The organism is Neochlamydia sp. AcF95 (genome assembly GCF_018342455.1).
Classification (GTDB): Bacteria; Chlamydiota; Chlamydiia; order Chlamydiales; family Parachlamydiaceae; genus Neochlamydia.
Genome location: NZ_JAEMUC010000018.1, coordinates 35607 through 57195, shown reverse-complemented (window position 1 = coordinate 57195; position 21589 = coordinate 35607). Strand labels below are relative to the sequence as shown.

General features: G+C 38.5%; 31 protein-coding genes. 29 read left to right on the top strand and 2 right to left on the bottom strand.

What is annotated here, in order from left to right; translation table 11 throughout:
• Positions 1-19 precede the first annotated feature (19 nt).
• The 3 genes from fmt to NEOC95_RS01330 all read left to right on the top strand — a co-directional run bounded on the left by fmt (position 20) and on the right by NEOC95_RS01330 (position 4444).
• Entirely contained in the window at positions 20-967 is a 948-nt protein-coding gene (gene fmt / locus NEOC95_RS01340) for a methionyl-tRNA formyltransferase (protein ID WP_166156909.1), read from the top strand.
• Positions 968-2204: 1237 nt separating this feature from the next.
• Positions 2205-3122, top strand: coding sequence for a hypothetical protein (locus tag NEOC95_RS01335; protein WP_166156906.1), 918 nt, complete (start codon positions 2205-2207; stop codon positions 3120-3122).
• A gap of 56 nt (positions 3123-3178) precedes the next feature.
• Complete coding sequence (locus tag NEOC95_RS01330) at positions 3179-4444, top strand: hypothetical protein (protein ID WP_166156903.1); 1266 nt, start codon at positions 3179-3181, stop codon at positions 4442-4444.
• Between the two features lie 448 nt (positions 4445-4892).
• Here NEOC95_RS01330 and NEOC95_RS01325 read toward each other — a convergent pair whose 3' ends face one another.
• Entirely contained in the window at positions 4893-5144 is a 252-nt protein-coding gene (locus NEOC95_RS01325) for a hypothetical protein (RefSeq protein WP_166156900.1), read from the bottom strand.
• A gap of 215 nt (positions 5145-5359) precedes the next feature.
• Here NEOC95_RS01325 and NEOC95_RS01320 point away from each other — a divergent pair, with 215 nt between their 5' ends.
• The 26 genes from NEOC95_RS01320 to NEOC95_RS01195 all read left to right on the top strand — a co-directional run bounded on the left by NEOC95_RS01320 (position 5360) and on the right by NEOC95_RS01195 (position 20704).
• Positions 5360-5506 carry a hypothetical protein gene (locus tag NEOC95_RS01320; RefSeq protein ID WP_213151093.1) on the top strand — a complete coding sequence of 49 codons (147 nt, stop codon included), beginning with the start codon at positions 5360-5362 and terminating at the stop codon, positions 5504-5506.
• A gap of 570 nt (positions 5507-6076) precedes the next feature.
• The gene (locus NEOC95_RS01315; protein ID WP_213151092.1) at positions 6077-6631 is read left to right on the top strand and encodes a hypothetical protein; all 555 of its coding nucleotides are present in this window, start codon (positions 6077-6079) and stop codon (positions 6629-6631) included.
• Positions 6632-6864: 233 nt separating this feature from the next.
• On the top strand, positions 6865-7536 hold the full coding sequence (rplC, locus tag NEOC95_RS01310) for a 50S ribosomal protein L3 (RefSeq protein WP_166154569.1): 672 nt from the start codon (positions 6865-6867) through the stop codon (positions 7534-7536).
• Between the two features lie 23 nt (positions 7537-7559).
• Complete coding sequence (gene rplD / locus NEOC95_RS01305; RefSeq protein WP_166154571.1) at positions 7560-8249, top strand: 50S ribosomal protein L4; 690 nt, start codon at positions 7560-7562, stop codon at positions 8247-8249.
• Positions 8250-8293: 44 nt separating this feature from the next.
• Positions 8294-8629 (top strand): 50S ribosomal protein L23, encoded by a 336-nt coding sequence (gene rplW, locus NEOC95_RS01300; protein ID WP_213151091.1) that lies wholly within the window; start codon positions 8294-8296, stop codon positions 8627-8629.
• 19 nt (positions 8630-8648) lie between these two features.
• On the top strand, positions 8649-9494 hold the full coding sequence (rplB, locus tag NEOC95_RS01295) for a 50S ribosomal protein L2 (protein WP_039383795.1): 846 nt from the start codon (positions 8649-8651) through the stop codon (positions 9492-9494).
• Between the two features lie 2 nt (positions 9495-9496).
• Positions 9497-9778 (top strand): 30S ribosomal protein S19, encoded by a 282-nt coding sequence (gene rpsS, locus NEOC95_RS01290; RefSeq protein ID WP_039383797.1) that lies wholly within the window; start codon positions 9497-9499, stop codon positions 9776-9778.
• Positions 9775-10116, top strand: a complete 342-nt coding sequence (gene rplV / locus NEOC95_RS01285) for a 50S ribosomal protein L22 (RefSeq protein WP_166154575.1) — start codon at positions 9775-9777, stop codon at positions 10114-10116. The genes rpsS and rplV overlap by 4 nt, the downstream gene beginning before the upstream one ends.
• A gap of 3 nt (positions 10117-10119) precedes the next feature.
• Positions 10120-10767 (top strand): 30S ribosomal protein S3, encoded by a 648-nt coding sequence (rpsC, locus tag NEOC95_RS01280; RefSeq protein WP_166154577.1) that lies wholly within the window; start codon positions 10120-10122, stop codon positions 10765-10767.
• On the top strand, positions 10767-11186 hold the full coding sequence (gene rplP, locus NEOC95_RS01275; RefSeq protein WP_039383806.1) for a 50S ribosomal protein L16: 420 nt from the start codon (positions 10767-10769) through the stop codon (positions 11184-11186). Before rpsC ends, rplP begins: the two co-directional genes overlap by 1 nt.
• Positions 11187-11195: 9 nt before the next feature.
• Entirely contained in the window at positions 11196-11396 is a 201-nt protein-coding gene (gene rpmC / locus NEOC95_RS01270; RefSeq protein ID WP_039383808.1) for a 50S ribosomal protein L29, read from the top strand.
• 27 nt (positions 11397-11423) lie between these two features.
• Entirely contained in the window at positions 11424-11663 is a 240-nt protein-coding gene (gene rpsQ, locus NEOC95_RS01265; RefSeq protein WP_166154579.1) for a 30S ribosomal protein S17, read from the top strand.
• Between the two features lie 33 nt (positions 11664-11696).
• The gene (gene rplN / locus NEOC95_RS01260) at positions 11697-12065 is read left to right on the top strand and encodes a 50S ribosomal protein L14 (protein WP_039383811.1); all 369 of its coding nucleotides are present in this window, start codon (positions 11697-11699) and stop codon (positions 12063-12065) included.
• Positions 12066-12080: 15 nt separating this feature from the next.
• A complete protein-coding gene (gene rplX, locus NEOC95_RS01255; protein WP_166154580.1) occupies positions 12081-12440 on the top strand; it encodes a 50S ribosomal protein L24 in 360 nt (119 codons plus the stop codon).
• Positions 12441-12448: 8 nt separating this feature from the next.
• On the top strand, positions 12449-13006 hold the full coding sequence (gene rplE / locus NEOC95_RS01250; protein WP_166154581.1) for a 50S ribosomal protein L5: 558 nt from the start codon (positions 12449-12451) through the stop codon (positions 13004-13006).
• A gap of 16 nt (positions 13007-13022) precedes the next feature.
• Complete coding sequence (gene rpsH, locus NEOC95_RS01245; protein WP_039383816.1) at positions 13023-13427, top strand: 30S ribosomal protein S8; 405 nt, start codon at positions 13023-13025, stop codon at positions 13425-13427.
• A 38-nt stretch (positions 13428-13465) separates the two neighbouring features.
• Positions 13466-14011, top strand: a complete 546-nt coding sequence (gene rplF, locus NEOC95_RS01240; protein WP_166154583.1) for a 50S ribosomal protein L6 — start codon at positions 13466-13468, stop codon at positions 14009-14011.
• A 31-nt stretch (positions 14012-14042) separates the two neighbouring features.
• The gene (gene rplR / locus NEOC95_RS01235) at positions 14043-14414 is read left to right on the top strand and encodes a 50S ribosomal protein L18 (protein WP_039383819.1); all 372 of its coding nucleotides are present in this window, start codon (positions 14043-14045) and stop codon (positions 14412-14414) included.
• A gap of 32 nt (positions 14415-14446) precedes the next feature.
• Positions 14447-14947 carry a 30S ribosomal protein S5 gene (gene rpsE / locus NEOC95_RS01230; RefSeq protein WP_166154585.1) on the top strand — a complete coding sequence of 167 codons (501 nt, stop codon included), beginning with the start codon at positions 14447-14449 and terminating at the stop codon, positions 14945-14947.
• Positions 14944-15393, top strand: a complete 450-nt coding sequence (rplO, locus tag NEOC95_RS01225) for a 50S ribosomal protein L15 (protein WP_166154587.1) — start codon at positions 14944-14946, stop codon at positions 15391-15393. The genes rpsE and rplO overlap by 4 nt, the downstream gene beginning before the upstream one ends.
• Before the next feature lie 33 nt (positions 15394-15426).
• On the top strand, positions 15427-16800 hold the full coding sequence (secY, locus tag NEOC95_RS01220; RefSeq protein WP_166154589.1) for a preprotein translocase subunit SecY: 1374 nt from the start codon (positions 15427-15429) through the stop codon (positions 16798-16800).
• A gap of 159 nt (positions 16801-16959) precedes the next feature.
• Positions 16960-17328 carry a 30S ribosomal protein S13 gene (gene rpsM, locus NEOC95_RS01215; protein ID WP_039383824.1) on the top strand — a complete coding sequence of 123 codons (369 nt, stop codon included), beginning with the start codon at positions 16960-16962 and terminating at the stop codon, positions 17326-17328.
• Positions 17329-17430: 102 nt separating this feature from the next.
• Positions 17431-17763, top strand: a complete 333-nt coding sequence (gene rpsK, locus NEOC95_RS01210) for a 30S ribosomal protein S11 (protein WP_502710259.1) — start codon at positions 17431-17433, stop codon at positions 17761-17763.
• 39 nt (positions 17764-17802) lie between these two features.
• Positions 17803-18918: a DNA-directed RNA polymerase subunit alpha gene (locus NEOC95_RS01205; RefSeq protein WP_166154591.1), complete on the top strand. Its 1116-nt coding sequence runs from the start codon at positions 17803-17805 to the stop codon at positions 18916-18918.
• Positions 18919-18935: 17 nt separating this feature from the next.
• The gene (rplQ, locus tag NEOC95_RS01200; RefSeq protein WP_166154593.1) at positions 18936-19364 is read left to right on the top strand and encodes a 50S ribosomal protein L17; all 429 of its coding nucleotides are present in this window, start codon (positions 18936-18938) and stop codon (positions 19362-19364) included.
• Between the two features lie 95 nt (positions 19365-19459).
• The gene (locus NEOC95_RS01195) at positions 19460-20704 is read left to right on the top strand and encodes a UPF0158 family protein (protein ID WP_166154595.1); all 1245 of its coding nucleotides are present in this window, start codon (positions 19460-19462) and stop codon (positions 20702-20704) included.
• A 628-nt stretch (positions 20705-21332) separates the two neighbouring features.
• On the opposite strand, the gene NEOC95_RS09685 is transcribed toward NEOC95_RS01195, so the two are convergent.
• On the bottom strand, positions 21333-21569 hold the full coding sequence (locus NEOC95_RS09685) for a tetratricopeptide repeat protein (protein WP_502710258.1): 237 nt from the start codon (positions 21567-21569) through the stop codon (positions 21333-21335).
• Positions 21570-21589: the final 20 nt, after the last annotated feature.

The following is a 21589-nucleotide window of genomic DNA, read 5'->3' as shown; positions in this document are numbered from 1 at the left end:
TTTTTTTTAAGAGGTAGGGATGAGAATTGTATATTTTGGGACTCCTCAGTTTGCAGCAGATATCCTAGAATATCTTCTCAATCATAAGATTCATATTTGTGCAGTAGTGACTAAACCCGATAAGCCTAAAGGGCGTTCAAGCGATTTAGTACCTACACCTGTCAAACGTATTGCTCAATCGCAGAATCCTCCTCTACCCGTTCATCAACCTGCCTTAGTTTCTGCCCCTGAATTTGCTGAGATTTTACAAGCCTATCATGCTGATTTATTCGTAGTCGTTGCTTATGGCGAGATTATTAAGCAACATGTTCTGGACATACCCTCTAAAGGCTGCATCAACGTTCACGCAAGCTTGCTACCAAAATATCGCGGAGCCGCTCCCATCCAACATAGTATCATCAAAGGAGAAAAAGAAACAGGTGTTACCATTATGTATATGGTAAGAAAAATGGATGCTGGGGATATTATTAAAATGGTTAAAGTCCCTATTGGTCCTAATACTACCTATGGGGAGCTAGAACGTTTACTATGCGAGGCTGGAAGCAAAACTTTGGTAGAAGTGCTTTATCAACTTGAGCAAGGTAGTGTGGAGCATATGGAGCAAGATCATTCTCAGGCAACATTCGCCCCAAAAATAGAGTTAGAGGATTGTGAGATTAACTGGGGTGCTCCAGCTAAAGCCATTCATAACCTTGTTAGAGGCGTATATCCTCACCCAGGTGCTTGGTGCTATGTAAATATAGGGAGGCAAAAAAAACGTCTGAAAATTAATTCCACCCTCTATCTAGACGATCAAGGAGGGCCCGCTGGGACCTTATTGCCTACTGATACAGAAGAGTTAATAGTTGCTTGTGGACAAGGAGCCCTTCGCATTCTTGAACTCCAGCTTGAAGGTAAGAAAGCTATGCTTGCTGAAGAGTTAATTCGCGGCCTTCCTAAGGATAAAAAGATGGATTTTAGGATTTAAAAAATTAGGAATAATTTTATTAGCTAAATTTAATCATTTAGCCCACATTATGGCATGAAGCTTTCAGAGTGAAAAAGGCATTTAAGAAGAAAAGGCTGATCATTGGGTGGCCCACAAATAACTATTAGGAAATCCTGCTAGATTTTTTAAGTTGGCTACTTTTTTAATCGATAAAAGTTAAGCTCATAGAGAAGGAGAGTCTAAAAGCTGCTTATATAAATTTGCCAACTTGGATTTACAGAGCGAGTAAGAAGAAGATCTCTTCCCTAAGGCTAAGAAATTTATCGTGATTTTTGTTCCTTCTGATAATGTTGAATTCATATTTAAAGGCTCGCTAAGCTAGTTTAGAATTTTTTCTTCGCTAAGTATGCCCGCACGTACATCCTTCAAAACTTTTGCCTAATTAAACTAAAATCTCATAGCTGTAAATTTCCTTGTTACAGCGTACGCTATGCTATCTTCTTCGCTTGCTGTGGCTAAGCTTTTTAAAGTTCCAATTGCATTTTTGCTCACACCTATTACTAAAAAATAAATAATTTTTTTAGGCGCGCTATACTCTTTTATTCCTCTATCCCTCGGCTAGCAGCTATCCTCTAGTAGCTATTTGTGAAAAGTGCTTTACTTACTATAAGTAATTTAAGCTCATCCTTTCTATTATTGCTAAAAGCGGGACCCGCTTCTTTTGCGGGCTTTTTATTCTCTGACCCTTGATCTTTCGGATAATTTTTTCTAATAAAAAGTTGTTCTTACGGTGAGGTCCCTCTATGCATGATCCTTATGCCTTTATAAACCCTATTTCTTCTTCCTGGCGCTTTGCAAGAAAAGATTTTCTTCCAATAAACGCTAATTTTATATTTTTCACTCATAGGTTTTTCCCCCTTCTAGAAATTTAATGATAAGTGCTCTTCCTCAATCTATAGCTTTATTTCTCCATGAAAACAAATTCGATAGGTAATGAGAAGGAGTTTTTAGCTTGTCTTAAGACAGGATTAAACGATGAATAATAAGGATAAATATACCTTTAAACTTTATTTAGGTAACGATCGTCATTTTTATAATTTATTAGCCATGTTTTATAGTTTTTGGTTTTAAAATACCTGCTAGTTTTTAATGTCTATTTCATTTGTTTATGCTTTAATTATTGTAGTTTTTCGCATTAAAATTTATTTTCTCTTTAGGTAAATAAACAACCTTGGTATAGTGAGGATTCTTAATAGATTTTTCATGAGAGAAAAGGATGCAAGCAATAAATAGCGCAACCTTAAACTTAACATTTTTACCTTCTCGTGACTCTTCGCTAGCAAAAGATACTTTGCTAGGGTACGAGATAAAATCTACTTGGGTTGAATTAAAGCTTTTTTTTAGCGATCTTTTTCAAGTAATTGCTCAAGTTTTTGCTGAGCGCTTATTTTTTGGAAAAGTTTTCAAATTGAGCATTCATTTGCTGACAGGATTAGCTTGTATAAGAGGTAATACTTTTCAAGGGACACGCTTATTGGGAGCTCTTAGTGCCGCTGATAGCCTACTAACCTTAGGTGATCTGGCTGTAGATGCTAATGATTTAGTTAATAAGCGATACCTTGAGATAGAGGAGAACAGTAAAAGTAAAAAGGTTTTTAACAAATGCTCTCTATTTGCAAGCATAGGTTCTTTTGTAGCTGATATAGGAGGCCTATTTCTTTGGCTGGATGAATTAGCACTCATTAACCTTTTAAAAATAAAAGCAACGGTAGGTAGAAATTTTTCTAAGTTAGCAAATTCTAACAAAAAGCTTCTTACTTACCTTACGAATTGCTTAAGAAAAATGAGTCCAATGGTTGCAAAAATCTCCTTAGTAATAGGTTTACAAGGAGTTGAGGCATTGGCAATTTTATGTCTATCTGTTAATGAATTTAAACATTTAGCTAATGTTGTGGGCAGCAAGCCAACCTACAAAATAGCTTTAAGTATAATAAATTTGGCTTCTTATATAGCTGAGATTACTCTGAAGATTTTAGCTATCACAGGACATATAACAGTGCCTGGCATAGCAGCAATGGGTTGTGCAGCAGCAGGCTGTGGATTGGCAGCTTTTCTCTTGGAAGCGATTTATAACTATCGCCTTGTAAATCTCCAGAGCAAAAGGCCAGATGCAGGCAGCTGGATAACTCCATAAGCTGGAGGTAGCATAAATAAAATGTTAATAATAAACTCTAAACAAGGAAAATAATTATGAATACATTGTCATCCACACAAGGCGTCCAGCAATCAGAGCCATACTACGGAGAAGAGGAAGATTTTATCTCAGGTCAGCTAGATGGACATACTGTTACAGTTGAGCAAGTTCCTGCTCCTCAGCATAAGCCTGCCAATAATTTAGCAGCTTCTTCTCGCAATAAAATTACTAATTGCGCTAAGAAAGTGTTTGAAAATTTTAGTAATACTGTAAGACATATTGTAGCTTTTTATGCTTATTCTTTTTCCACTTCTGAGAGTATTCAATCAGTTTGCAAGTTAGCAAAATCTTCCATTTATTTTGCTAAGTATGCTTTTAAAGCACAAACACCTGGTTTTAACAATCTCTACAATCATTTTGATGTAGTAGATACTGTTTTAGATGTGGGAGGAATTTTTGGCGATACTAAATACTGGGTCACTAAAGGCTGGCAAAAAGATTCCTCTTGGAAAGTTGCTAGCAAGGCATTTGGAAGTGTTTCTAGAGGAATTGGAACAGGGCAGTTTTTGGTAAACATGGGGCTGTTGAATTTGGCTAAAATATCAGTTCAGCTAAATAGACTTCCGTTCTTTAGGGTGCTTAGCTTACTCTCACCCCTCCGTGTAATTAAAGACACACTAGGAATTATTAGCTCTTCTTTAAGCTTGGTAGACACATCTTTAGCGCTACAGAAAAAAAATAGCGATGTAACCAGCGAAATAGAGAAGCTTAGATTGAATAAGTGGGAGATTAAAAAACGTGCGATTAAATTCTTGAGTTCAAATGAGCCAGAAAAAGCTGCTAAGTTAAAAGCAAAATTTGGAAAAGAGAAATTTGGAGAAACATCGGCAGATGCTTTAGAGCAGGAGTATTTAGGCAATCTTGACAAGAAATTCTTAAGCCTTCGTGAAAAATTGGCTAGCAAATATAATGCGCTTGCCCATTCAAGGCATGCAACTCTGTTTGATAGTATTGCTGGCAAGAAGCTGGAAGATTGCGAAGTAAGAATTATTGAAAAAGATCAGCTGGTAAGAGATTATCAGGCAAGTAAGACAAAAGATTGGCTCTCTATTGCTTTCAATGTAGTTAAAATTGCAGCGATTGCCATGGGGTTGGTAGGTTTTGCACTTACTCTCAATACACCTACGTTTTTCATTGCTTTGGGAGCTGCTTGGCTTGCTACTTCTGCTGTAGGCATGGCTCGTCTCTACTATTCATTTAGGCACGAGACATATAAAGAAGAGCAAGAAGCGAAGCTGGGATTATTTGCTCCTGCGGCTTAAAGTCTAATATATAATAGAATTTTCATCTTTAAAGAGCCCTCAGCATTAAGCTGAAGGCTCTTTTTTTTATTCGTGATTTCTTACCATGTTTCACAATAGCAGGATTTTTGGTAAGGAGCCTTAAGCATCTTAAGGATAATTCTAGGGTATGCTTTCAAATTGGTAATTTGCAATATTTTATGGCCTATAAAAAGCATATGCAGACCTAGGAAACAGAAAAAACCAGCGTGTTGCAGGCTTTTGCGTAGGTTTCTTAAGTTGATTGAAGAAGTTCTCCCCATTTTCGCATAAATTTTTTTCGGATTTTTATTTAAGCGCAGAATAGCCTAAAAGGCCTAGAGCCATGACCATTAAAAGGACCTCTCTTCTTTCTGGCATTTTTAAAAAGAAAGAAAAGACAAAGAAAGCAGGACTTTTCAAGAACCCAAATCCTTTTTCTGCTCAGTGCTCAACCTTTATATGTCTTGGACAGTTCATGAGTAGGAAAAGCAGTAGGATCCATCTTACTAGTTGCTAAGATGGAAAGCCCCTTACTCCTCTCTAAATCTACCTTGTTAAGCAAAGAACAAGCTACGCTCTCTTCTAGGCGATAGCTAAGCATTAGAAGGTACTTGCCCGGCTTTTGGTGGGCTAGAGGATTAAGAAAAGCTTTAACCTTTTTTCGCTGCCCTTCAGGCCATGCTTGGTTTATGCACGGCATTCTCTTTGCTAGGCTGCTTGGCTGAAAATGGCTAACCATCTTTGTTCAACACTTGCATAGCAGAATATACTCTCAGAAGCTCGCTAGCTTTCCATTATCTCTACTAGCTTATCATAAAATGCTTTAGATATCAGCACTCTAGCCTTTTGGGTCTGGGTAGGCCTACGTGTAACAGGTAAACTTTGCTCTATCTTTAAAGCTTACAAAGGTGTCTGGTGTATAAATATTTTCTGCTATATAACGATTCTTTTACAGCTCGCTGCCAAGCTCTTAAGATGTTTATCAACCCTGTACGTAAAGGCCCTTTTATCACTGCTATCACCCTCATTCAGCTTGCATATATGCAAGGAATATGGCCCTAAATCAAAGTCGATACGCTACAAGATAGCCTGGTTTAACTCAGACCGCATAGGGTCTCTAATGTTGCTTGGTACTAAACGAACGCACATTTTTCCTTCTAGTCTCGCTGCTTATAACCTGTTAACCTAGTTACAGAAAATTTAAATCCCTCATTCTTCAATTTAGTTAGCTCATATCCTACAGCTTGCAGTAAAAAGTTATATTCTATTAAGCAAAAACACTCATTCACTTTTTAGCAATTTATACGACAAATTGCGAGGAGTTAATACCTTCTTAAATTTTTTTCCAGCACATTTACATATACATAATCATTCTCCATAGCTTATGAGAGAAGGCCTATCCACTACAGATGACATCGCAAGAAACTTTAAGCTGGCTTATTTAAAAACAAAAATGGAAGAAAATGTTAGAGAAGTTTATAGGAATATAGATAAAGGAGCTAAATGTGACACATGCTTTAATAGTGGCAGCGCCTATAGCGGCCTTCAGAGGATAGCCACATACAAGGCTTTCAGTTACCAAAACTGCAGATATAAAACTATTTAGGAAATTAAAAGGTAGATATCCACAGTATGGCTCCAAAAGAAAATCTTCCTAAGCGTGAATGGGTCGTTATTGTCTGCTTGATTTTATTTATGATTGTATTGACCTGCCTTACTCATAAGCATTGGTTTTTATCTTCTAGAAAATATTCTGAACCCCATCATTTATATAATAGGCTTCAGACTGTACGTGTAGAAGGAGCTGTTGAGCTCCCGGGCTTATATAATGTTGAAAAAACAGCTACTTTAGCAAATGTGTTAGAGCAAGCTAAAGTTCTTCTTGAGGCGGATTTAGGTAAGATTTCTTTAAATAAAAAAGTCAAAAACAGCCAATTAATCAAAGTGCCTTACAAAGAATATATTACAGTGAAAGTAGAAGGGGCTGCTAGGAAAACAGGCCCGTTAACTATTCTTAAAGGAACTTTAATGGAGGAGCTGATTAAGCTAATTGAACCACTAGAAAAAGCAGATGTAGGGCGGCTAAAAAGAAAAAGAAAGCTAAAAGATGGAGAAATTATCAAAGTATTGATCAAAGAAAAGCTCTTAAAGGGTAACTGTAAAGGGGAATGTAAATCTATAGAGTAATTTTTTTTAAATATCTGTTGAGAAAAATACTCCACTTTGATAGTCTTTTCATTTAAGCAATTTTATTAGATGAAAATTTAATAAGCTGCCAAAAATGTTTTCACTTGTTTAGCGCTGTTAAGAACGTGCTTCGCACGCAGCTTATCACTAGTTATACAGGTATTCATTTCTTAGATTGTAATATAAAAAAATGATTGCTCAAATACTCAAGATAGTGGGTTAAGGATTTTCATATGGCGCCTAAACTGATGGGCAAAAAGCGTGGAATGATCCAGCTTTTTGATGAGAATGGAAATAGTATTGTGGGTACGGTTATTGAAGTGCAACCAAATGCTATTGTCCAGATCAAGAAGAAAGAGATTGATGGTTATAATGCTATTCAGATTGGTTTTGATAAAATTCATGTTAAAGACCAGCGAACGATGGCGAATCGTCTATCCAAACCTTTGCGCGGACATTACAGTAAAGCATCTGTATCTCCACGTAAAAACCTTTCGGAAGCAAAGGTTGATAACATTGAACAATATCAAGTAGGTCAAGAGTTAGCGATAGACCTTTTTGCTGATGTAAAATTCGTTGATGCCACAGCAGTTTCAAAGGGTAAAGGTTATCAAGGTACAATGAAAAAGTATAATTACTCTGGGGGGCCTGCTTCACACGGTTCGGGATTTCATCGTCATGCTGGATCTACAGGTATGCGCTCAACACCAGGTCGTTCGCTTCCTAATAGCCCACGTCCTAGTCATATGGGTTGTGAAACTGTCACCATTCAAAATTTAGAAGTGGTCATGGTAAAGCCTGCAGAACAGGTGATTATCGTAAAGGGTGCTGTGCCAGGTCCTACGCATGGATTGGTCTATATTGCCCCATCGGTGAAAAAAACAAGCTTAAAAAAAGCTAGCTAGTAAAAAATTTCTGGAGTTATCTTGTGGCAACACTGAAAAAATATAATTTAAAAGGTCAGGAAATTGGCCAAGTGATAGTTGATGAAAGATTAGCTAATGCTGAAGCGCATGGGCAGATGATTAAAGATTATATCGTCGCTATCAGAGCCAATGCTCGCCAATGGTCGGCAAATACTAAGACCCGTTCTGAGGTCAATCACTCAACAAAAAAGCCTCATCCGCAGAAAGGTGGAGGGCGTGCTCGTCAGGGGATGCTTTCAGCTCCTCAGTATAAAGGGGGCGGTCGTGTTTTTGGGCCAAGGCCTAAATTTGATCAGCATGTTCGTATTAATAAAAAAGAACGAAAAGCTGCAATTCGCTGTTTGCTTGCTGAAAAAATTGCTGCAAATCGTTTACATGTTCTTACAGAATCTGTTCTTAATGAACCTAAAACTAAAGTTATGGCTGACTTTTTAGAGGTCACAGGCTTAGCAAATAATAGGGTAATGTTTTTAGGTGAAGCTCATTATGCAGAAGTTAAGACTGAAGAGGAAACAAAGCGCGTATCCATACATCATGATCAACATGATAATTTTATTAAAAGCGTGCGCAATCTACCAAAAGTTTCGTTTTCACTAGCCACTAACATTAGTGGTTATGATGTTCTAGTTGCTAAAGATATAGTAGTGACGGAACCTGCCCTAATTGAATTGGTTGAGTGGCTTTGTCCTTGATAGATAAGGAATAACACCAAGTTATAGATGAAAGGAATAGAGTAATGTCAAAAAAAAATCCTTACCAAGTTGTGAAACATCAATATGTTACCGAGAAAGCCTTGGTATTGAAAGAGCTTAAAAATGCCAGTAGTAATCCCTCACTGAAGCGTTGCGAATCCCCGAAGTATGTATTCGTAGTCGATCGCAAAGCAAATAAAACTGACATTGCTAATGCCATTGAAGAGATTTACAGCGACAGAAATGTTAAAGTAGTAGCTGTCAATACAATTAACGTTAAGCCTAAAGCAAGACGTGTTCGTGGTCGTTCAGGCATGAAGCCTGGTTTTAAAAAAGCTATGGTTACCCTGGAAAAAGGCGATAGCCTTGATAACGTATAAATAAGAGGCGAAGAGAGTTATGTTAAAAAAATATCGTCCCATAACGGCGGGTACACGTCAATTAATCCTTCCAATCAATGAAACGCTCACTCGTGCCAAAGAAGGTAGCCGTGCTAAGGTAAAGCCTACGAAGTCGCTGATGCTGCCTAAAAAAAGAACGAATGGACGTAATAACAATGGGCATATTACCTGTCGTCATAAAGGTGGTGGGCATAAGCGTCATTACAGAATAATTGATTTCAAAAGAGATAAGGAAAATATACCAGCTCGCGTAGCTTCTATAGAATATGATCCTAACAGATCGGCTTATATAGCACTGCTTAATTACTCTGACGGTGAAAAACGCTATATTTTGGCTCCTCATGGTTTGAAAGATGGAGATGTAGTGCAGACAAGCGATGAGCCTCCTTTTAGTGTAGGATGCTGCATGAAGTTAAAATTTATGCCTTTGGGTTCTACTATCCATGCTATAGAAATGATTCCCGGTAGAGGAGCTAAAATGGTTCGTTCTGCTGGTCTTTCTGCTCAGTTGATGGCCAGAAGTGGCGGATATGCAACAATTAGAATGCCTTCAGGTGAAGTGCGTATGGTGAGTGAAAATTGCCGTGCAGCTTTTGGAATGGTCTCCAATTCGGAGCATAATTTGCGTGTAGAAGGTAAAGCTGGCCGTATGCGATGGAAGGGGATTCGCCCAACCGTTCGCGGAACTGCGATGAACCCTGTCGACCACCCGCACGGTGGTGGTGAAGGAAAGCATAAGGGTAACATCCCACAAACACCATGGGCGCTGTATACACGAGGGCTTCGAACTAGATCTCAAAAGAAATCGAACAAGTTTATTGTTAAAGATCGAAGGAAAAAATAAGTATGGCAAGATCACTCAAGAAAGGACCTTTTATTGATCACCATCTTCATAAGAAAGTTGAAGATATGAATGGTAAAGGGGGCAAAACGCCAATTAAAACATGGTCAAGACGATCGATGATCATTCCTGAAATGATCGGACACACTTTTGAAGTGCATAACGGCAAAAAATTCATTTCTGTCTTTGTCTCGGAAAATATGGTTGGACATCGTCTGGGTGAATTTTCTCCTACCCGTAATTTCAAAGGCCATCCAATTAAGAAAGCAGAGGCACAATCAAAATGAATAGGGCAAAAGCAATAAGCAAGTATATTAGAATTAGCCCCCGTAAAGCACGGCTTGCCGCAGGGTTAATACGAGGGCTGCCTGTTCCACAAGCTAACCTCCAATTATTGTATAGCAATTTAAAAGCAGGGCGTCTCTTAAAAAAAACCTTAGATAGCGCTGTTGCTAATGCTGAAACGCAGCTAGATCTACGCCGCGAAGATCTTAAAGTATTAGAAGTACGTATTGATGAAGGGCCAAGACTTAAACGTGCAAAGCCCAAAAATAAGGGTGGCCGCCATCCGATTTTAAAAAGAACAAGTCACTTTACTATTATAGTCAGTTCAGGAAAGGAGTAAGGAATGGGACAAAAAACTAATCCAATAGGATTCCGCCTTATTCGGAATAAAAAATGGCGTTCAAAGTGGTATGCGAATAAGCAAGAATTTGGTACTTTACTCGTCGAAGATAAGAAAATTCGAGAGTATTTAATGAAAAAACCTCAGTGTCAAGGTACTTCGCAAATAAAAATTCGACGCATGAGCGAAAAAATCGAAGTGACTATTTGCACAGCCCGTCCAGGGATGGTTATTGGTAAAAAAGGTTCTGAAATTGAAGGATTACGCGGAGAACTCTTTAAACTTACAGGTAAAGAAGTCTGGATTGAAGTAGAAGAAATTAAAAGACCTGATCTTGATGCAAAAATTGTAGCCGATGCTATTGCAAAGCAATTAGAAAGACGAATTCCCTTTAGGCGTGCAATGAAAAAAGCGATGCAATCTAGCATTGAAGCTGGTGCTCTAGGAATTAAAGTGCAATGTTCTGGCCGTATAGGGGGAGCAGAAATTGCACGGACAGAATGGTATAAAGAGGGGAGTACTCCTTTACATACACTCCGGGCTGATATTGATTATGCCATGGGACGTGCAGAAACAACTTATGGTAGTATTGGAGTGAAAGTCTGGATTTACCGTGGTGAAGATAATCAAGTGAAGGAGGGCCAACAGTAATGCCTTTAATGCCTAAGAAAACAAAACACCGCAAAACAATGAAAGGTTCCTGCTCAGGTTTGAGTAAAGGAGCGACTTTCGTTCACTTTGGTGAGTTTGGTATACAAGCTCTTGAGCGCGGTTGGCTCACTAATCAGCAAATTGAAGCATGCCGTGTGGCTATTAACCGCTATTTCCAGCGTAAAGGAAAAGTTTGGATAAGAATTTTTCCGGATAAGCCTGTTACTAAAAAGCCCCAAGAAGTGCGTATGGGTAAAGGTAAAGGGGGACTTGACCATTGGGTAGCGGTTATCAAACCAGGTAGAATACTGTTTGAAGTGGGTAACGTTTCAAAAGAAGAAGCTCAACATGCATTGAGACGTGCTGCAGCTAAAATTGGACTAAAGACACGATTTGTCGAACGTGTTGAACAAGTATAAGGTAGTAGAATGAAAAAAGCTAAAGATTTTAGAGACCAATCGTTAGAAGATTTAGAAGCCAATTGTAAGGATGCACGTAGAGATCTTTTTAACCTTATAAATGAAATGAAGCAATCTAACAAAGTAGAAAAGCCTCATTTAGTACGCCATAAGAAAAGGGAAATTGCCCTCTTGCTGACTGTCATCAACGAAAAAAAGCGGTTAGCATAAATAATATACCAACTTTGAGGTTAGAAGATGGACGAAAGAGGAAATCGTAAAGAAAAAAAAGGTATTGTAGTCTCTAATAAAATGGCTAAGACTTTAGTAGTCAAGATTGAAAGAAGGCTGCGAGATCCTGTATATGGCAAAGTGACTAAAAGAAATAAGAAAGTCTTTGCCCATAATGAAGGACGGCCTTATGAAATAGGCGAACAGGTTACTATTGTGGAGACAAGGCCACTATCAAAATTAAAAAGATGGCGTGTTGTCGCCTAGCAAATTGCATAATATATTTGGAGTTAGCAACGTATGATTCAACAAGAAACGCAGCTCAAAGTAGCCGACAATTCAGGTGCAAAGCGCGTCAAATGCTTTAAAGTATTGGGTGGTTCTAAACGCCGTTATGCGCATGTAGGTGACATTATCGTTTGCTCAGTACAAGAAGCTGAACCAGAAGGCGGAGCCAAAAAAGGCGATGTGGTCAAAGCAGTGATTGTCAGAACAGCTGCACCTATTAAAAGAGATGATGGAACAGTTTTGAAATTCGACACGAATGCTTGTGTATTGATCGATGACAAAAACAATCCACGTGGTACACGTATTTTTGGACCCGTAGCTCGTGAAGTACGCGATAGAGATTTTCTCAAAATTGCCTCACTGGCACCAGAAGTGATTTAATAAAAGGGCTAGTACATGACTAAAGTTAAAACACATAAAGCAATCCGTAAAGGCGATAAAGTGATCGCTATCGCGGGCAACTTTAAAGGACAAAAGGGTGAAGTGATTGCACGTTTGGGTGATAAACTCGTGGTGCAAGGGCTTAATCTGCGCAAAAAGCACGTTAAAAAAAGTGAAGCTCATCCCCATGGTGGTATCATTGAACTAGAGAAAGGTATTCATATCTCTAATTTAAAAGTGTTAAATACTGAAGATAACCCTGTTAAACTTAAGGCTCAAAAAAGTGATGAAGGCCATAAGGAATGGGTTTACAAGCAAGATGACAAGCATGTTGTTCATCGTGTTGTTAAAAAAACAAAATCTAAAAAGAGTTGAAAGTTATAATGTCTAGGTTAAAGAAAAATTATCTAGAAAAGGTTAAGCCTGCGCTACAAGAGAAGTTCGGGTATACAAACCCGATGAACATCCCTGGTTTGAAAAAAATCGTGGTCAATATGGGTATCGCTGAACCTTCAAAAGATAAAAATGCTATTCAAGCTTGTGTTAATGAGTTGACCCTGTTGTCTGGACAAAAGCCGGTAATTACTAAAGCGAAAAAAGCTATTTCAAACTTTAAACTGCGTGAAGGCCAACCAATAGGTATTAAGGTCACATTACGTGGAGAAAGAATGTATGATTTTCTTGATCGTTTATCCAACATCGTCAGCCCACGTATACGTGACTTTAGGGGCTTTCCTACCAAATGTGATGGGCAAGGCAACTATACATTAGGACTTGATGATCAGCAGGTTTTTCCTGAAATTAATCTTGACGAAGTTAAACGTACACAAGGGATGCACATCACCTTTGTTACAAGCGCCGAAACAGATGCTGAGTGTGTAGAGCTCCTCCGTCTGCTTGGACTCCCTTTTAATAACCTGCCGGTCTCGGTAATAGCTTAAGATAGGAGATGAAATCATGGCAATACCTAGTGATCCCGTAGCCGATTTCCTCACAAGGATTCGAAATGCTGCCAAAGCAGAACATCGTTATGTTGATGTTAGCTGGAGCAAGCTTAAAGAAAACCTTGCGGAGATTCTAAAATTATATGGCTTTATCGAAAATTATTTAGTAAATAAAGACCAAAATCACCGTGGAACTATCAGACTCTTCCTCAAATATGTTGAAGGTCGACAGCCTGTTATCCAAGGACTAAAAAGAGTATCAAAGCCAGGTCTACGAAAATATGTTGGACATGAAGATATTCCACACTTTTATGGTGGGTTAGGTCTTTCTATTGTGTCTACTTCGCAAGGATTAATGGCAGGTAACGAAGCTCGTAAAAGACATATCGGTGGCGAATTGCTCTGCCTGGTATGGTAATATTTAGGTATAGTTTGCCCATTAGAAGGAGTTTATAAATGTCTCGTAAAGGAAAAGCACCCATTCCCTTGATAAAAGGTATAGAAGTTAAGCTTGAAGATTCTACCCTAACTGTTAAAGGCCCTAAAGGAACTCTGACCCGCGAAATCATCTCTGGCATTGAGCTGGTCATTGAAAACGATCATCTTCAAGTTAATTTGGCCTCGGGGTATGAAAAAATGAGTAATTACCATGGGCTCTATCGATCCCTTATCAATAACATGGTGGTAGGCTTATCGCAAGGTTTTACTAAAAAGTTAGAAATGATCGGCGTAGGTTACCGAGCGGTAGTGCAAGGTCAATTATTAGATTTACAAGTTGGTTATTCACATCCTACTAAGTTGACAATACCTGAGGGTTTGCAAGTAGCAGTAGAGAAAAATACGACGATTGTAATTTCAGGTTCTGACCCTCAACAAATTGGACAGTTTGCTGCACAGGTTCGTGCGATCAGGCCTCCGGAACCCTATCAAGGTAAAGGTATTCGTTATGCAGGCGAGTATGTCCGTAAAAAAGCTGGTAAGTCGGCTTCTGCGAAAAAATAATTGCTAGGTAGAAAGGCTCAATGAGGATCGTATGATTAATATAACCAAAAAAAGACATAAATTACGCATTAAGCGCGCTTTAAGAGTACGTAAAAAGATTCATGGCACAAGTGAGAAGCCACGCTTATGTGTAGTGAAAACAAATAAGCATATTCAAGTGCAACTTATTGATGATGATAATCATGTTACCATCGGTAGTGCTGCAACTTTTTCAAATGAATTTAAGAATACTGAATTCGCTAGGAAAAATAAACTTTCAGCTGCTAAACTTGGTGAGAAAATTGCGCAAATTGCACAAAAAAATAATATAAAAGAAATCGTCTTCGATAGAGGACCATTCAAGTATCACGGAATTTTAGCCGCCCTTGCTGAAGCAGCAAGATCAGCTGGGCTTCAATTCTAAAAACTATTTGGAAAAAATTTAGGATAGACCTAATGGCAAAAAGTAATGACAATCCCAAAAAAGAAAGAACTAATTCTGAATTTAACGAGAAAGTTCTTTATATTAACCGCTGCTCCAAAGTAGTAAAAGGTGGACGCAAGTTTAGCTTCTCAGCTTTAATTCTAGTGGGCGATGGAAAAGGCCGCATTGGTTATGGCTTTGCTAAAGCCAATGAGTTAACTGATGCTATTCGTAAAGGTGGAGAGTCTGCTCGCAAGAACATGATAACCTTTGCTAGTGAAGGGACTTCAGTGCCTCACGAGGTTTTGGTCAACTGGGATGGCGCTGCTATTTTACTTAAGCCTGCGCCGGCTGGTTCAGGAGTTATTGCTGGATCTAAAGTACGAGCTGTACTTGAATTAGCAGGTCTTAAAGATGTGATGGCAAAAAGTGTTGGTTCTAATAACCCAATCAATCAGGTACGTGCAACCTTCAAAGCTTTGTCCCACTTGAAAAAACGTGAGCAAATTAAACAGATGAGAGGCCAAGGATGACATCACTCAATAAATTACAAGATGTATCGCGAGAAAGAAAAAAACGTAGACGTGTGGGTAGAGGAATTGGCTCTGGACTAGGCAAAACTTGCGGCCGGGGTGAAAAAGGAGCAGGCTCTCGTTCTGGGTATAAAAGGCGCCTAGGCTACGAAGGTGGCCAGTTTCGTCTGTTTATGAAGCTACCTATTCGAGGCTTTAGTAACGCACGATTCAGCAATAAATATGAAACTGTCAATCTAGGTCAACTTAATGAAATGTATAGTGACGGTGAAACTGTAAATGCTCAAACACTCGCTGAAAAGGGTTTCTTTCGTGGCAAAAGCCGTGGAATAAAAATTTTAGGGGATGGGGAATTGAATAAAAAAGTTAAAATTGAAGTAAAAGCCGTCTCTTCAGCAGCGCAAGAAAAGCTACAAAAAGCAAAAATTGCTATTGAAATTGTTTAGAGATTAAGAGCGCTTACTAAATCGAGGTAGAAGATGTTCAAAGAGCTACAGAAAGTTTTTCAGATCCCAGAGCTAAGAGCAAAGATTCTATTTACAATTTTAATGCTAGCAGTCTACCGTGTGGGAGGATTTATACCCGTCCCTGGAATCAATGGAGAAGTGGCAGTAAGTTTTTTTAGGCACGCAACAGGCGGGGGACAGAACCTTTTTCAACTCGTTGATATATTTTCAGGAGGCGCATTCTCCCAGATGACAGTGATTGCCTTAGGTGTTATGCCCTATATTTCTGCCTCTATTATTATGCAGCTTGTGGTGGCTTTGTGGCCTTCTTTGCAGCGTGAAATTAAAGAAAATGCCGAGCAGGGCCGTAGAAAAATTAACAAGTATACACGTGGCCTGACAATCATTTTGTCTATCCTCCAATCGGCGATGTTTGCTAAATATGCCATTCAAATGAATTATAGCCGTCCAGGTATAATTACAGGCGAATTGTTAGATGCTCAGATCTGGGGCATGCCTATCCTATTTTATTTGCTTTTCATTTTCACTATGACTGCAGGAACAGTTCTCTTGATGTGGATAGGAGAGCAGATTACAGAAAGAGGGATTGGCAATGGAATGAGTTTAATTATCACCGTAGGTATTGTTTCGCAATTGCCTACAGCGATTGGGTTGATTATTCAACAGCTGAACTTAAACTCTCAAGAACCTGGGGCGATGAATTTTACGACGGTCCTAGTGCTTATAGCGATATTTGTTGTAGTCGCATTAGGAACTATATTGGTCATACAAGGACATAGACGCATACCCTTACAATATGCTAGGCGTGTAGTAGGTAGAAAAGAAGTACAAGGGGGAAATTCCTATATTCCTTTAAAAGTTAATTATGCAGGAGTAATACCAGTAATTTTTGCTTCCTCTTTGCTTATGTTTCCTGCTATAATTGCGACCTTTGCAGGAGCAGGTAACCGATTAAGTGAGATCGCTCAGTGGCTATCTCCAGGAAGTACGCTCTATATCTTATTGTTTGTAGTTTTAATTATATTTTTTACCTACTTTTGGACTGCTACTCAGTTTAGACCTGATCAGATAGCATCGGATATGAAGAAAAATGGAGCATTTATACCTGGCATAAGACAAGGTAAGCCCACCCAAGATTATTTAGAATCTACTATGAATAAAATTACTCTCATAGGGGCTATTTCTCTTGCTATGATTGCTGTATTACCTACCATTATAGGCCGCCTATTAGGAGTGCCAGCAACGATTAGCTACTTCTTTGGAGGTACAGCTTTGTTGATTCTTGTAGGAGTTGTTTTAGATACAATGAAGCAAATTGAATCCCATTTATTGATGAAGAGATATGAAGGCTTTATGAAGAAAGGTAGGATAAGAGGAAGAGGATAAAAATAATATTTGCAAGTGAGCTTTACATGTAATCATCTGAACAGTTCAAATAGTTACATTCATAGCAAGTCAAGCGTTTTCATAAATAAAGCTTTTGCTAATAAAGTGAAAGTATGATAAATTTTCGAATTCCATTTTTGAAATTTTAGGAGAGATTCAATGCCTAGAGTTATCGGTATAGATATACCGGATAATAAGAGATTAGAAATAGCACTAACCTATATCTACGGAATAGGTCGTAGCTTGTCAAACGAGATTATTGAGAAGCTTGGGTTTGATCACAATATGCGTGCTCACAAGCTAACACAAGATGATATAGCACGTATTAACAACTTGCTGCAATCTGAATATATGGTAGAAGGTGATCTACGCCGGCAAGTTCAAAATAACATCAAACGATTAATATCTATTCACTCTTACCGTGGAACTAGACATCGTTCTGGTTTACCTGTTCGAGGACAACGTACAAGAACTAATTCTCGTACACGTAAAGGTAAACGTAAAACTGTTGCTAATAAGAAGAAATAATTTTAAGAGGAGTGCTCTACTTTGTCTAAGCAGTCAGCCACAACAACAACAAAAAAGCCTGTTAAAGCAAAAAAAAGAAGCCATCAGAACGTTCCATCTGGAATTGCCTTTGTGAAGGCGACTTTTAATAATACAATTATTGCTATTACTGACCCTTCGGGTCGCGTTATTTCCTGGTCTTCAGCCGGAAAAGTAAACTTTTCTGGTTCTCGTAAGTCTTCAGCGTTCGCAGCGACTGTAGCTGCACAAGATGCAGGCAAAGCTGCTATGTCATTAGGAATGAAAGAAATTGAAGTTAACCTAAAAGGGCCAGGAGCAGGTCGTGAATCTGCTGTACGCGGTTTGCAAAGCACTGGTTTGTTAATAACTGCTATTCGTGATACCACACCAGTACCACATAACGGGTGCCGTCCTCGTAAACGTAGACGGGTGTAATAAACACTCAGAAATTTTAAATTATTTAGGAGTCGCTTAATGTCTGTTAAATACGGCAAGTTCGAAATGCCCCAAAAAATTTTAGTAGAAGAGGATAAAGACAATTCCAATGTGGCTCGAATCATTGCAGAACCTTTTGAGCGCGGATTTGGTCATACAATTGGAAACTCCATGCGACGTATGATGCTCTCTTCTTTAGAAGCTCCTGCTATTATTGCCTTGCGTATTGAAGGTGTGCCCCATGAATATATGGCCATTGAAGGTGTTATCGAAGATATGACCAATATCGTGCTCAATTTTAAAGGTGCTCTTTTAAGAAAGTTGCCTACGGATGAAAGTTCTTATAGCCGTGATACGCGCATTTTGACATGTGTTTTAGATATTACTCAAGAGGAGCTTGACAAGAATAATGGCCAGTATAAAGTTACTCTAGGTGATATTGTAAAAGACGGTTCATATGAGGTTGTTAATTCGGGTCTTCATCTATTCACGGTTACTAAACCTATGAAACGCCAATTAGATCTACGTGTGGCCATAGGACGTGGCTATGTACCTTCAGAACGGCATATTATTTATGATAAAACCGCTGATGAAATCCTTTTAGATGCCTCCTTTTCACCTGTACGTATAGTTAACTATTTTGTAGAAAATACGCGCGTAGGTCAGGATACAGATTTTGATCGCTTAATTTTTGAAGTCGTGACAGATGGGCGTGTGACTCCTGTAGAGGCAGTTTCATTTGCTTCTCAAATCGGTGTTAAGCATTTCGACGTATTTACAAAAGCCAAATCCCACTCACTGGTATTTGACGAAGGATTAGGTGATGGAGATAGCGATGCAGATGAAATGATGGAAAAACTTTGCCTTCGTATCGATGAGATTGAGTTATCCGTTAGGTCAACCAATTGCTTGAGTGGAGCAAACATTGATACAATTGCTGAACTTGTATCCATTCCTGAGAGAAAAATGCTTGAGTTTAGAAATTTTGGCAAGAAATCTTTAAATGAAATTAAAGCTAAACTTCATGAAATGAACTTATCTCTTGGCATGGATCTTTCTCGCTATGGTATTACACATGATAATGTGAAAGATAAGATCAAGCATTACAATGAAGACAAAAAAGGTAGAAAAGAATTAGCAAAAGTTGAAGATTAGCAGCTAGGTAATAAGATATGAGACACAGAAAAGATACATGTAAACTAAGCCGTACCAGTTCACATAGACGGTGTATGTTTGCCAATATGTTAAAATCATTGATCGAAAATGAGCGCATCGAAACAACGGTGCCGAAAGCAAAAGCGCTACGTCGTTATGCCGATAAAATGATCACTTTAGCAAAGAAAAACACTTTAGCTACCAGGCGTCGTGCAATTAGTGAAATGATGGTTCGTTTCAATGCGTTGACTGACAAAGAAGCACGTGCTGCTCGTAAAGGGGACACAAGTGCCTATAATACAGATAGGCAGGTGATTGATAAACTATTTGGTGTATTAGGGCCACGCTTTGCAAGCAGAGCGGGTGGATATACACGAATTGTAAAAGCTCAACGTCGTGTGGGCGATAATACTCAAATGTGTATTATCGAATATCTTGACAACTAAGAGCCTAATCTAGTTATTATAGAGTTCTAGTATAAAAGATCGCATAATTATGCGATCTTTTTGTATCTATACACATTTTTAAAGGATCGTTGCCCATGAGGAGTAAGACACTAAAAGAAGCTCAAAACCCTCTTATCTTGCGTTGTCATCGACTGATCGAAGCTTTTACAAAGTCTGATGACGAACGCGATTTTTATCTTGACCGCCAAGAGGGCTTTATAGTTTATGTCGACCTGGATAAACCTCAGGAAGAGATAGAGGCATTAGAACAGGAATTGCGCCAGCATAGTGAGCGTTACTTTCTTATTCCTAAATTAACTTTTTATGAAACTAAAAAGATTATGGAAGGTTTCGTTAATGAAAAAGTGTATGATATTGATACGAAGGAAAAATTACTAGAAATCATTCAATCCAAAGAAGCTAGGGAAAACTTTCTTGAGTTTATCTACGACCATCTTTCTGAATTAGAAAAATGGCAGCAATTTTACCAAGAAAGGTCTCGCATTCGTATTATTGAGTGGTTAAGAAATAACCAGTTTCATTTTGTGTTCGAAGAGGATTTAGATTTACCCAAATCGCTTTTAGAAAAGGTCAAACGCCACCTATTCGATACAAAAGTAGGTAAAGATATCTTACAAGCTAGAAAAGCCTTGCTAGCGAAAGCTAAGACCTACTACTCTAATGAAGCTCTAAATCCTCGTCCTAAACGTGGAAGGCCTCCTAAGCAAGCTGTTAAGCAAGAGTTTGAGCCGCAGATTGCCACCGATGTCTATACAACTGTGCCAGCTTCTATGCGTTTGTTTTTGTTTACACCTGATTTAACTGCTTCCGCAGTAACCTTCTCTTCTAAATTTGAAAATGAGGGACAGCTTTTAGCAAGTAGGCGTCAACTCCATGATGGCATGGATCAAAATCTTCAGAGTATTAATCAAAAGCTGGCAGCTTTACGCAATTTATCTTCCAAATGGTTAGATCAGGATAAAAGCAAGCCAGAGTCTAGAAGGTTTTTAGACATAGCTGATAAGACGACTATCAATCATTTTGATGGAGAAGATGAAGAAGAAAAAGAAGATTTTGCCTTCACAGCTGATAACAATCCAGCAATTAGCAAAGCTATCTATGTAAACGGGGCATCCTCGACATCTTCTAAGCCAGCTAAAAAGCCTACTCAGAAGTCTAAAGATAATTCTTCCTCACGCAAATCTAAAGCTGTAAAAGTTTCTCCTAAGGAGAATAAACCTAAACCCTTAGCTAAGAGTAGTAAGATTAAATTAATGGATTCTAAAACAGCTAAAGGTAAACCTAAACAAAAAATTAAAGCCAATAAGCCTCCGAAATAACCTTGCTCATAGCTAGCGCTTGCACGGTATGAATAGCCTTTAGCAAAGGAGCGAATGTTTCAGGGATCCGATTTTACTAGGTTTAGAGTTAGTTTAGGCAACATTTTCCTATGATTGCCTATCCGTTTTTTATACATTTATATTTTTCTTCTCTACATTCTTCACCTCTTCTTGCATACCAGTTAGCAGCGTGCCATAAGATTTAGATAGCCTTCGCTCTGCTGCCAGAGGGTAGTATAGTGCTGCTAGAGAAATAATTAAAGACTGTCTTCTAAGGAGAAAAATCATAAGAAGATGTCTTCATTGGCCTCCTGCAAAGTTTAGATAAAGATAGCATCTAGTGGGTCTCTTTTAAAATGTTTATATAGGGCCGCCCTCTTTTTTTATAGGAAACAGAATAAAGAGTTTATTTTTTCCTGTTCTTTTTCTTTATTGCTCAGCTCAGCAGGATAGCTTCCTAAGCATTATACTCCTCCTTCTATTGAATTGGTTTTCATTGATCAAAAGCAAAGGTTCAAGGACACCTTCTTAGGTACTTGTTATTTGCCTGCTGCCTAGCCATGAATGTCAACTAATTCTATTCCTCTTTTGCTCTCAAGTGCTTCTAAGAAGGTTTATCTATGAAAAATTATTTTTTGCTCTGTACAGCTAAATTTTTTTGCTCTTGGTAGATACTCTCTAGACTGTTGTAGCTTTCCAATGTCTCGGGATGATTTTCTCCATAAAGCTTAAGGTTAATATTAAATGCCGTATGGGCATACTTAAATGCTAGATCTAAATTTCCTTGGGCTTGATAGATCCTCCCCAGATTAGCATAACATAATGCTAGTGTAGGATGATTTTCACCAAAAAACTTAAGATGAATGTCGAGTGCTTGATTAATAC

Excerpts from the sequence above, each read along its gene's own strand:
- fmt (WP_166156909.1), top strand. The coding sequence starts at position 20 with ATGAGAATTGTATATTTTGGGACTCCTCAGTTTGCAGCAGATATCCTA.
- NEOC95_RS01195 (WP_166154595.1), top strand. The coding sequence starts at position 19,460 with ATGAGGAGTAAGACACTAAAAGAAGCTCAAAACCCTCTTATCTTGCGT.
- rplB (WP_039383795.1), top strand. The coding sequence starts at position 8,649 with ATGTTAAAAAAATATCGTCCCATAACGGCGGGTACACGTCAATTAATC.
- rplE (WP_166154581.1), top strand. The coding sequence starts at position 12,449 with ATGTCTAGGTTAAAGAAAAATTATCTAGAAAAGGTTAAGCCTGCGCTA.
- rplV (WP_166154575.1), top strand. The coding sequence starts at position 9,775 with ATGAATAGGGCAAAAGCAATAAGCAAGTATATTAGAATTAGCCCCCGT.
- rpsS (WP_039383797.1), top strand. The coding sequence starts at position 9,497 with ATGGCAAGATCACTCAAGAAAGGACCTTTTATTGATCACCATCTTCAT.
- rpsM (WP_039383824.1), top strand. The coding sequence starts at position 16,960 with ATGCCTAGAGTTATCGGTATAGATATACCGGATAATAAGAGATTAGAA.
- rplW (WP_213151091.1), top strand. The coding sequence starts at position 8,294 with ATGTCAAAAAAAAATCCTTACCAAGTTGTGAAACATCAATATGTTACC.
- rplO (WP_166154587.1), top strand. The coding sequence starts at position 14,944 with ATGACATCACTCAATAAATTACAAGATGTATCGCGAGAAAGAAAAAAA.
- NEOC95_RS01315 (WP_213151092.1), top strand. The coding sequence starts at position 6,077 with ATGGCTCCAAAAGAAAATCTTCCTAAGCGTGAATGGGTCGTTATTGTC.
- rplC (WP_166154569.1), top strand. The coding sequence starts at position 6,865 with ATGGCGCCTAAACTGATGGGCAAAAAGCGTGGAATGATCCAGCTTTTT.
- rplN (WP_039383811.1), top strand. The coding sequence starts at position 11,697 with ATGATTCAACAAGAAACGCAGCTCAAAGTAGCCGACAATTCAGGTGCA.
- rplQ (WP_166154593.1), top strand. The coding sequence starts at position 18,936 with ATGAGACACAGAAAAGATACATGTAAACTAAGCCGTACCAGTTCACAT.
- rpsC (WP_166154577.1), top strand. The coding sequence starts at position 10,120 with ATGGGACAAAAAACTAATCCAATAGGATTCCGCCTTATTCGGAATAAA.
- rplX (WP_166154580.1), top strand. The coding sequence starts at position 12,081 with ATGACTAAAGTTAAAACACATAAAGCAATCCGTAAAGGCGATAAAGTG.
- rpsH (WP_039383816.1), top strand. The coding sequence starts at position 13,023 with ATGGCAATACCTAGTGATCCCGTAGCCGATTTCCTCACAAGGATTCGA.
- NEOC95_RS01325 (WP_166156900.1), bottom strand. The coding sequence starts at position 5,144 with ATGCCGTGCATAAACCAAGCATGGCCTGAAGGGCAGCGAAAAAAGGTT.
- rpmC (WP_039383808.1), top strand. The coding sequence starts at position 11,196 with ATGAAAAAAGCTAAAGATTTTAGAGACCAATCGTTAGAAGATTTAGAA.
- NEOC95_RS01205 (WP_166154591.1), top strand. The coding sequence starts at position 17,803 with ATGTCTGTTAAATACGGCAAGTTCGAAATGCCCCAAAAAATTTTAGTA.
- rpsE (WP_166154585.1), top strand. The coding sequence starts at position 14,447 with ATGGCAAAAAGTAATGACAATCCCAAAAAAGAAAGAACTAATTCTGAA.
- rplP (WP_039383806.1), top strand. The coding sequence starts at position 10,767 with ATGCCTTTAATGCCTAAGAAAACAAAACACCGCAAAACAATGAAAGGT.
- rplF (WP_166154583.1), top strand. The coding sequence starts at position 13,466 with ATGTCTCGTAAAGGAAAAGCACCCATTCCCTTGATAAAAGGTATAGAA.
- NEOC95_RS01330 (WP_166156903.1), top strand. The coding sequence starts at position 3,179 with ATGAATACATTGTCATCCACACAAGGCGTCCAGCAATCAGAGCCATAC.
- NEOC95_RS01335 (WP_166156906.1), top strand. The coding sequence starts at position 2,205 with ATGCAAGCAATAAATAGCGCAACCTTAAACTTAACATTTTTACCTTCT.
- rpsQ (WP_166154579.1), top strand. The coding sequence starts at position 11,424 with ATGGACGAAAGAGGAAATCGTAAAGAAAAAAAAGGTATTGTAGTCTCT.
- rplR (WP_039383819.1), top strand. The coding sequence starts at position 14,043 with ATGATTAATATAACCAAAAAAAGACATAAATTACGCATTAAGCGCGCT.
- secY (WP_166154589.1), top strand. The coding sequence starts at position 15,427 with ATGTTCAAAGAGCTACAGAAAGTTTTTCAGATCCCAGAGCTAAGAGCA.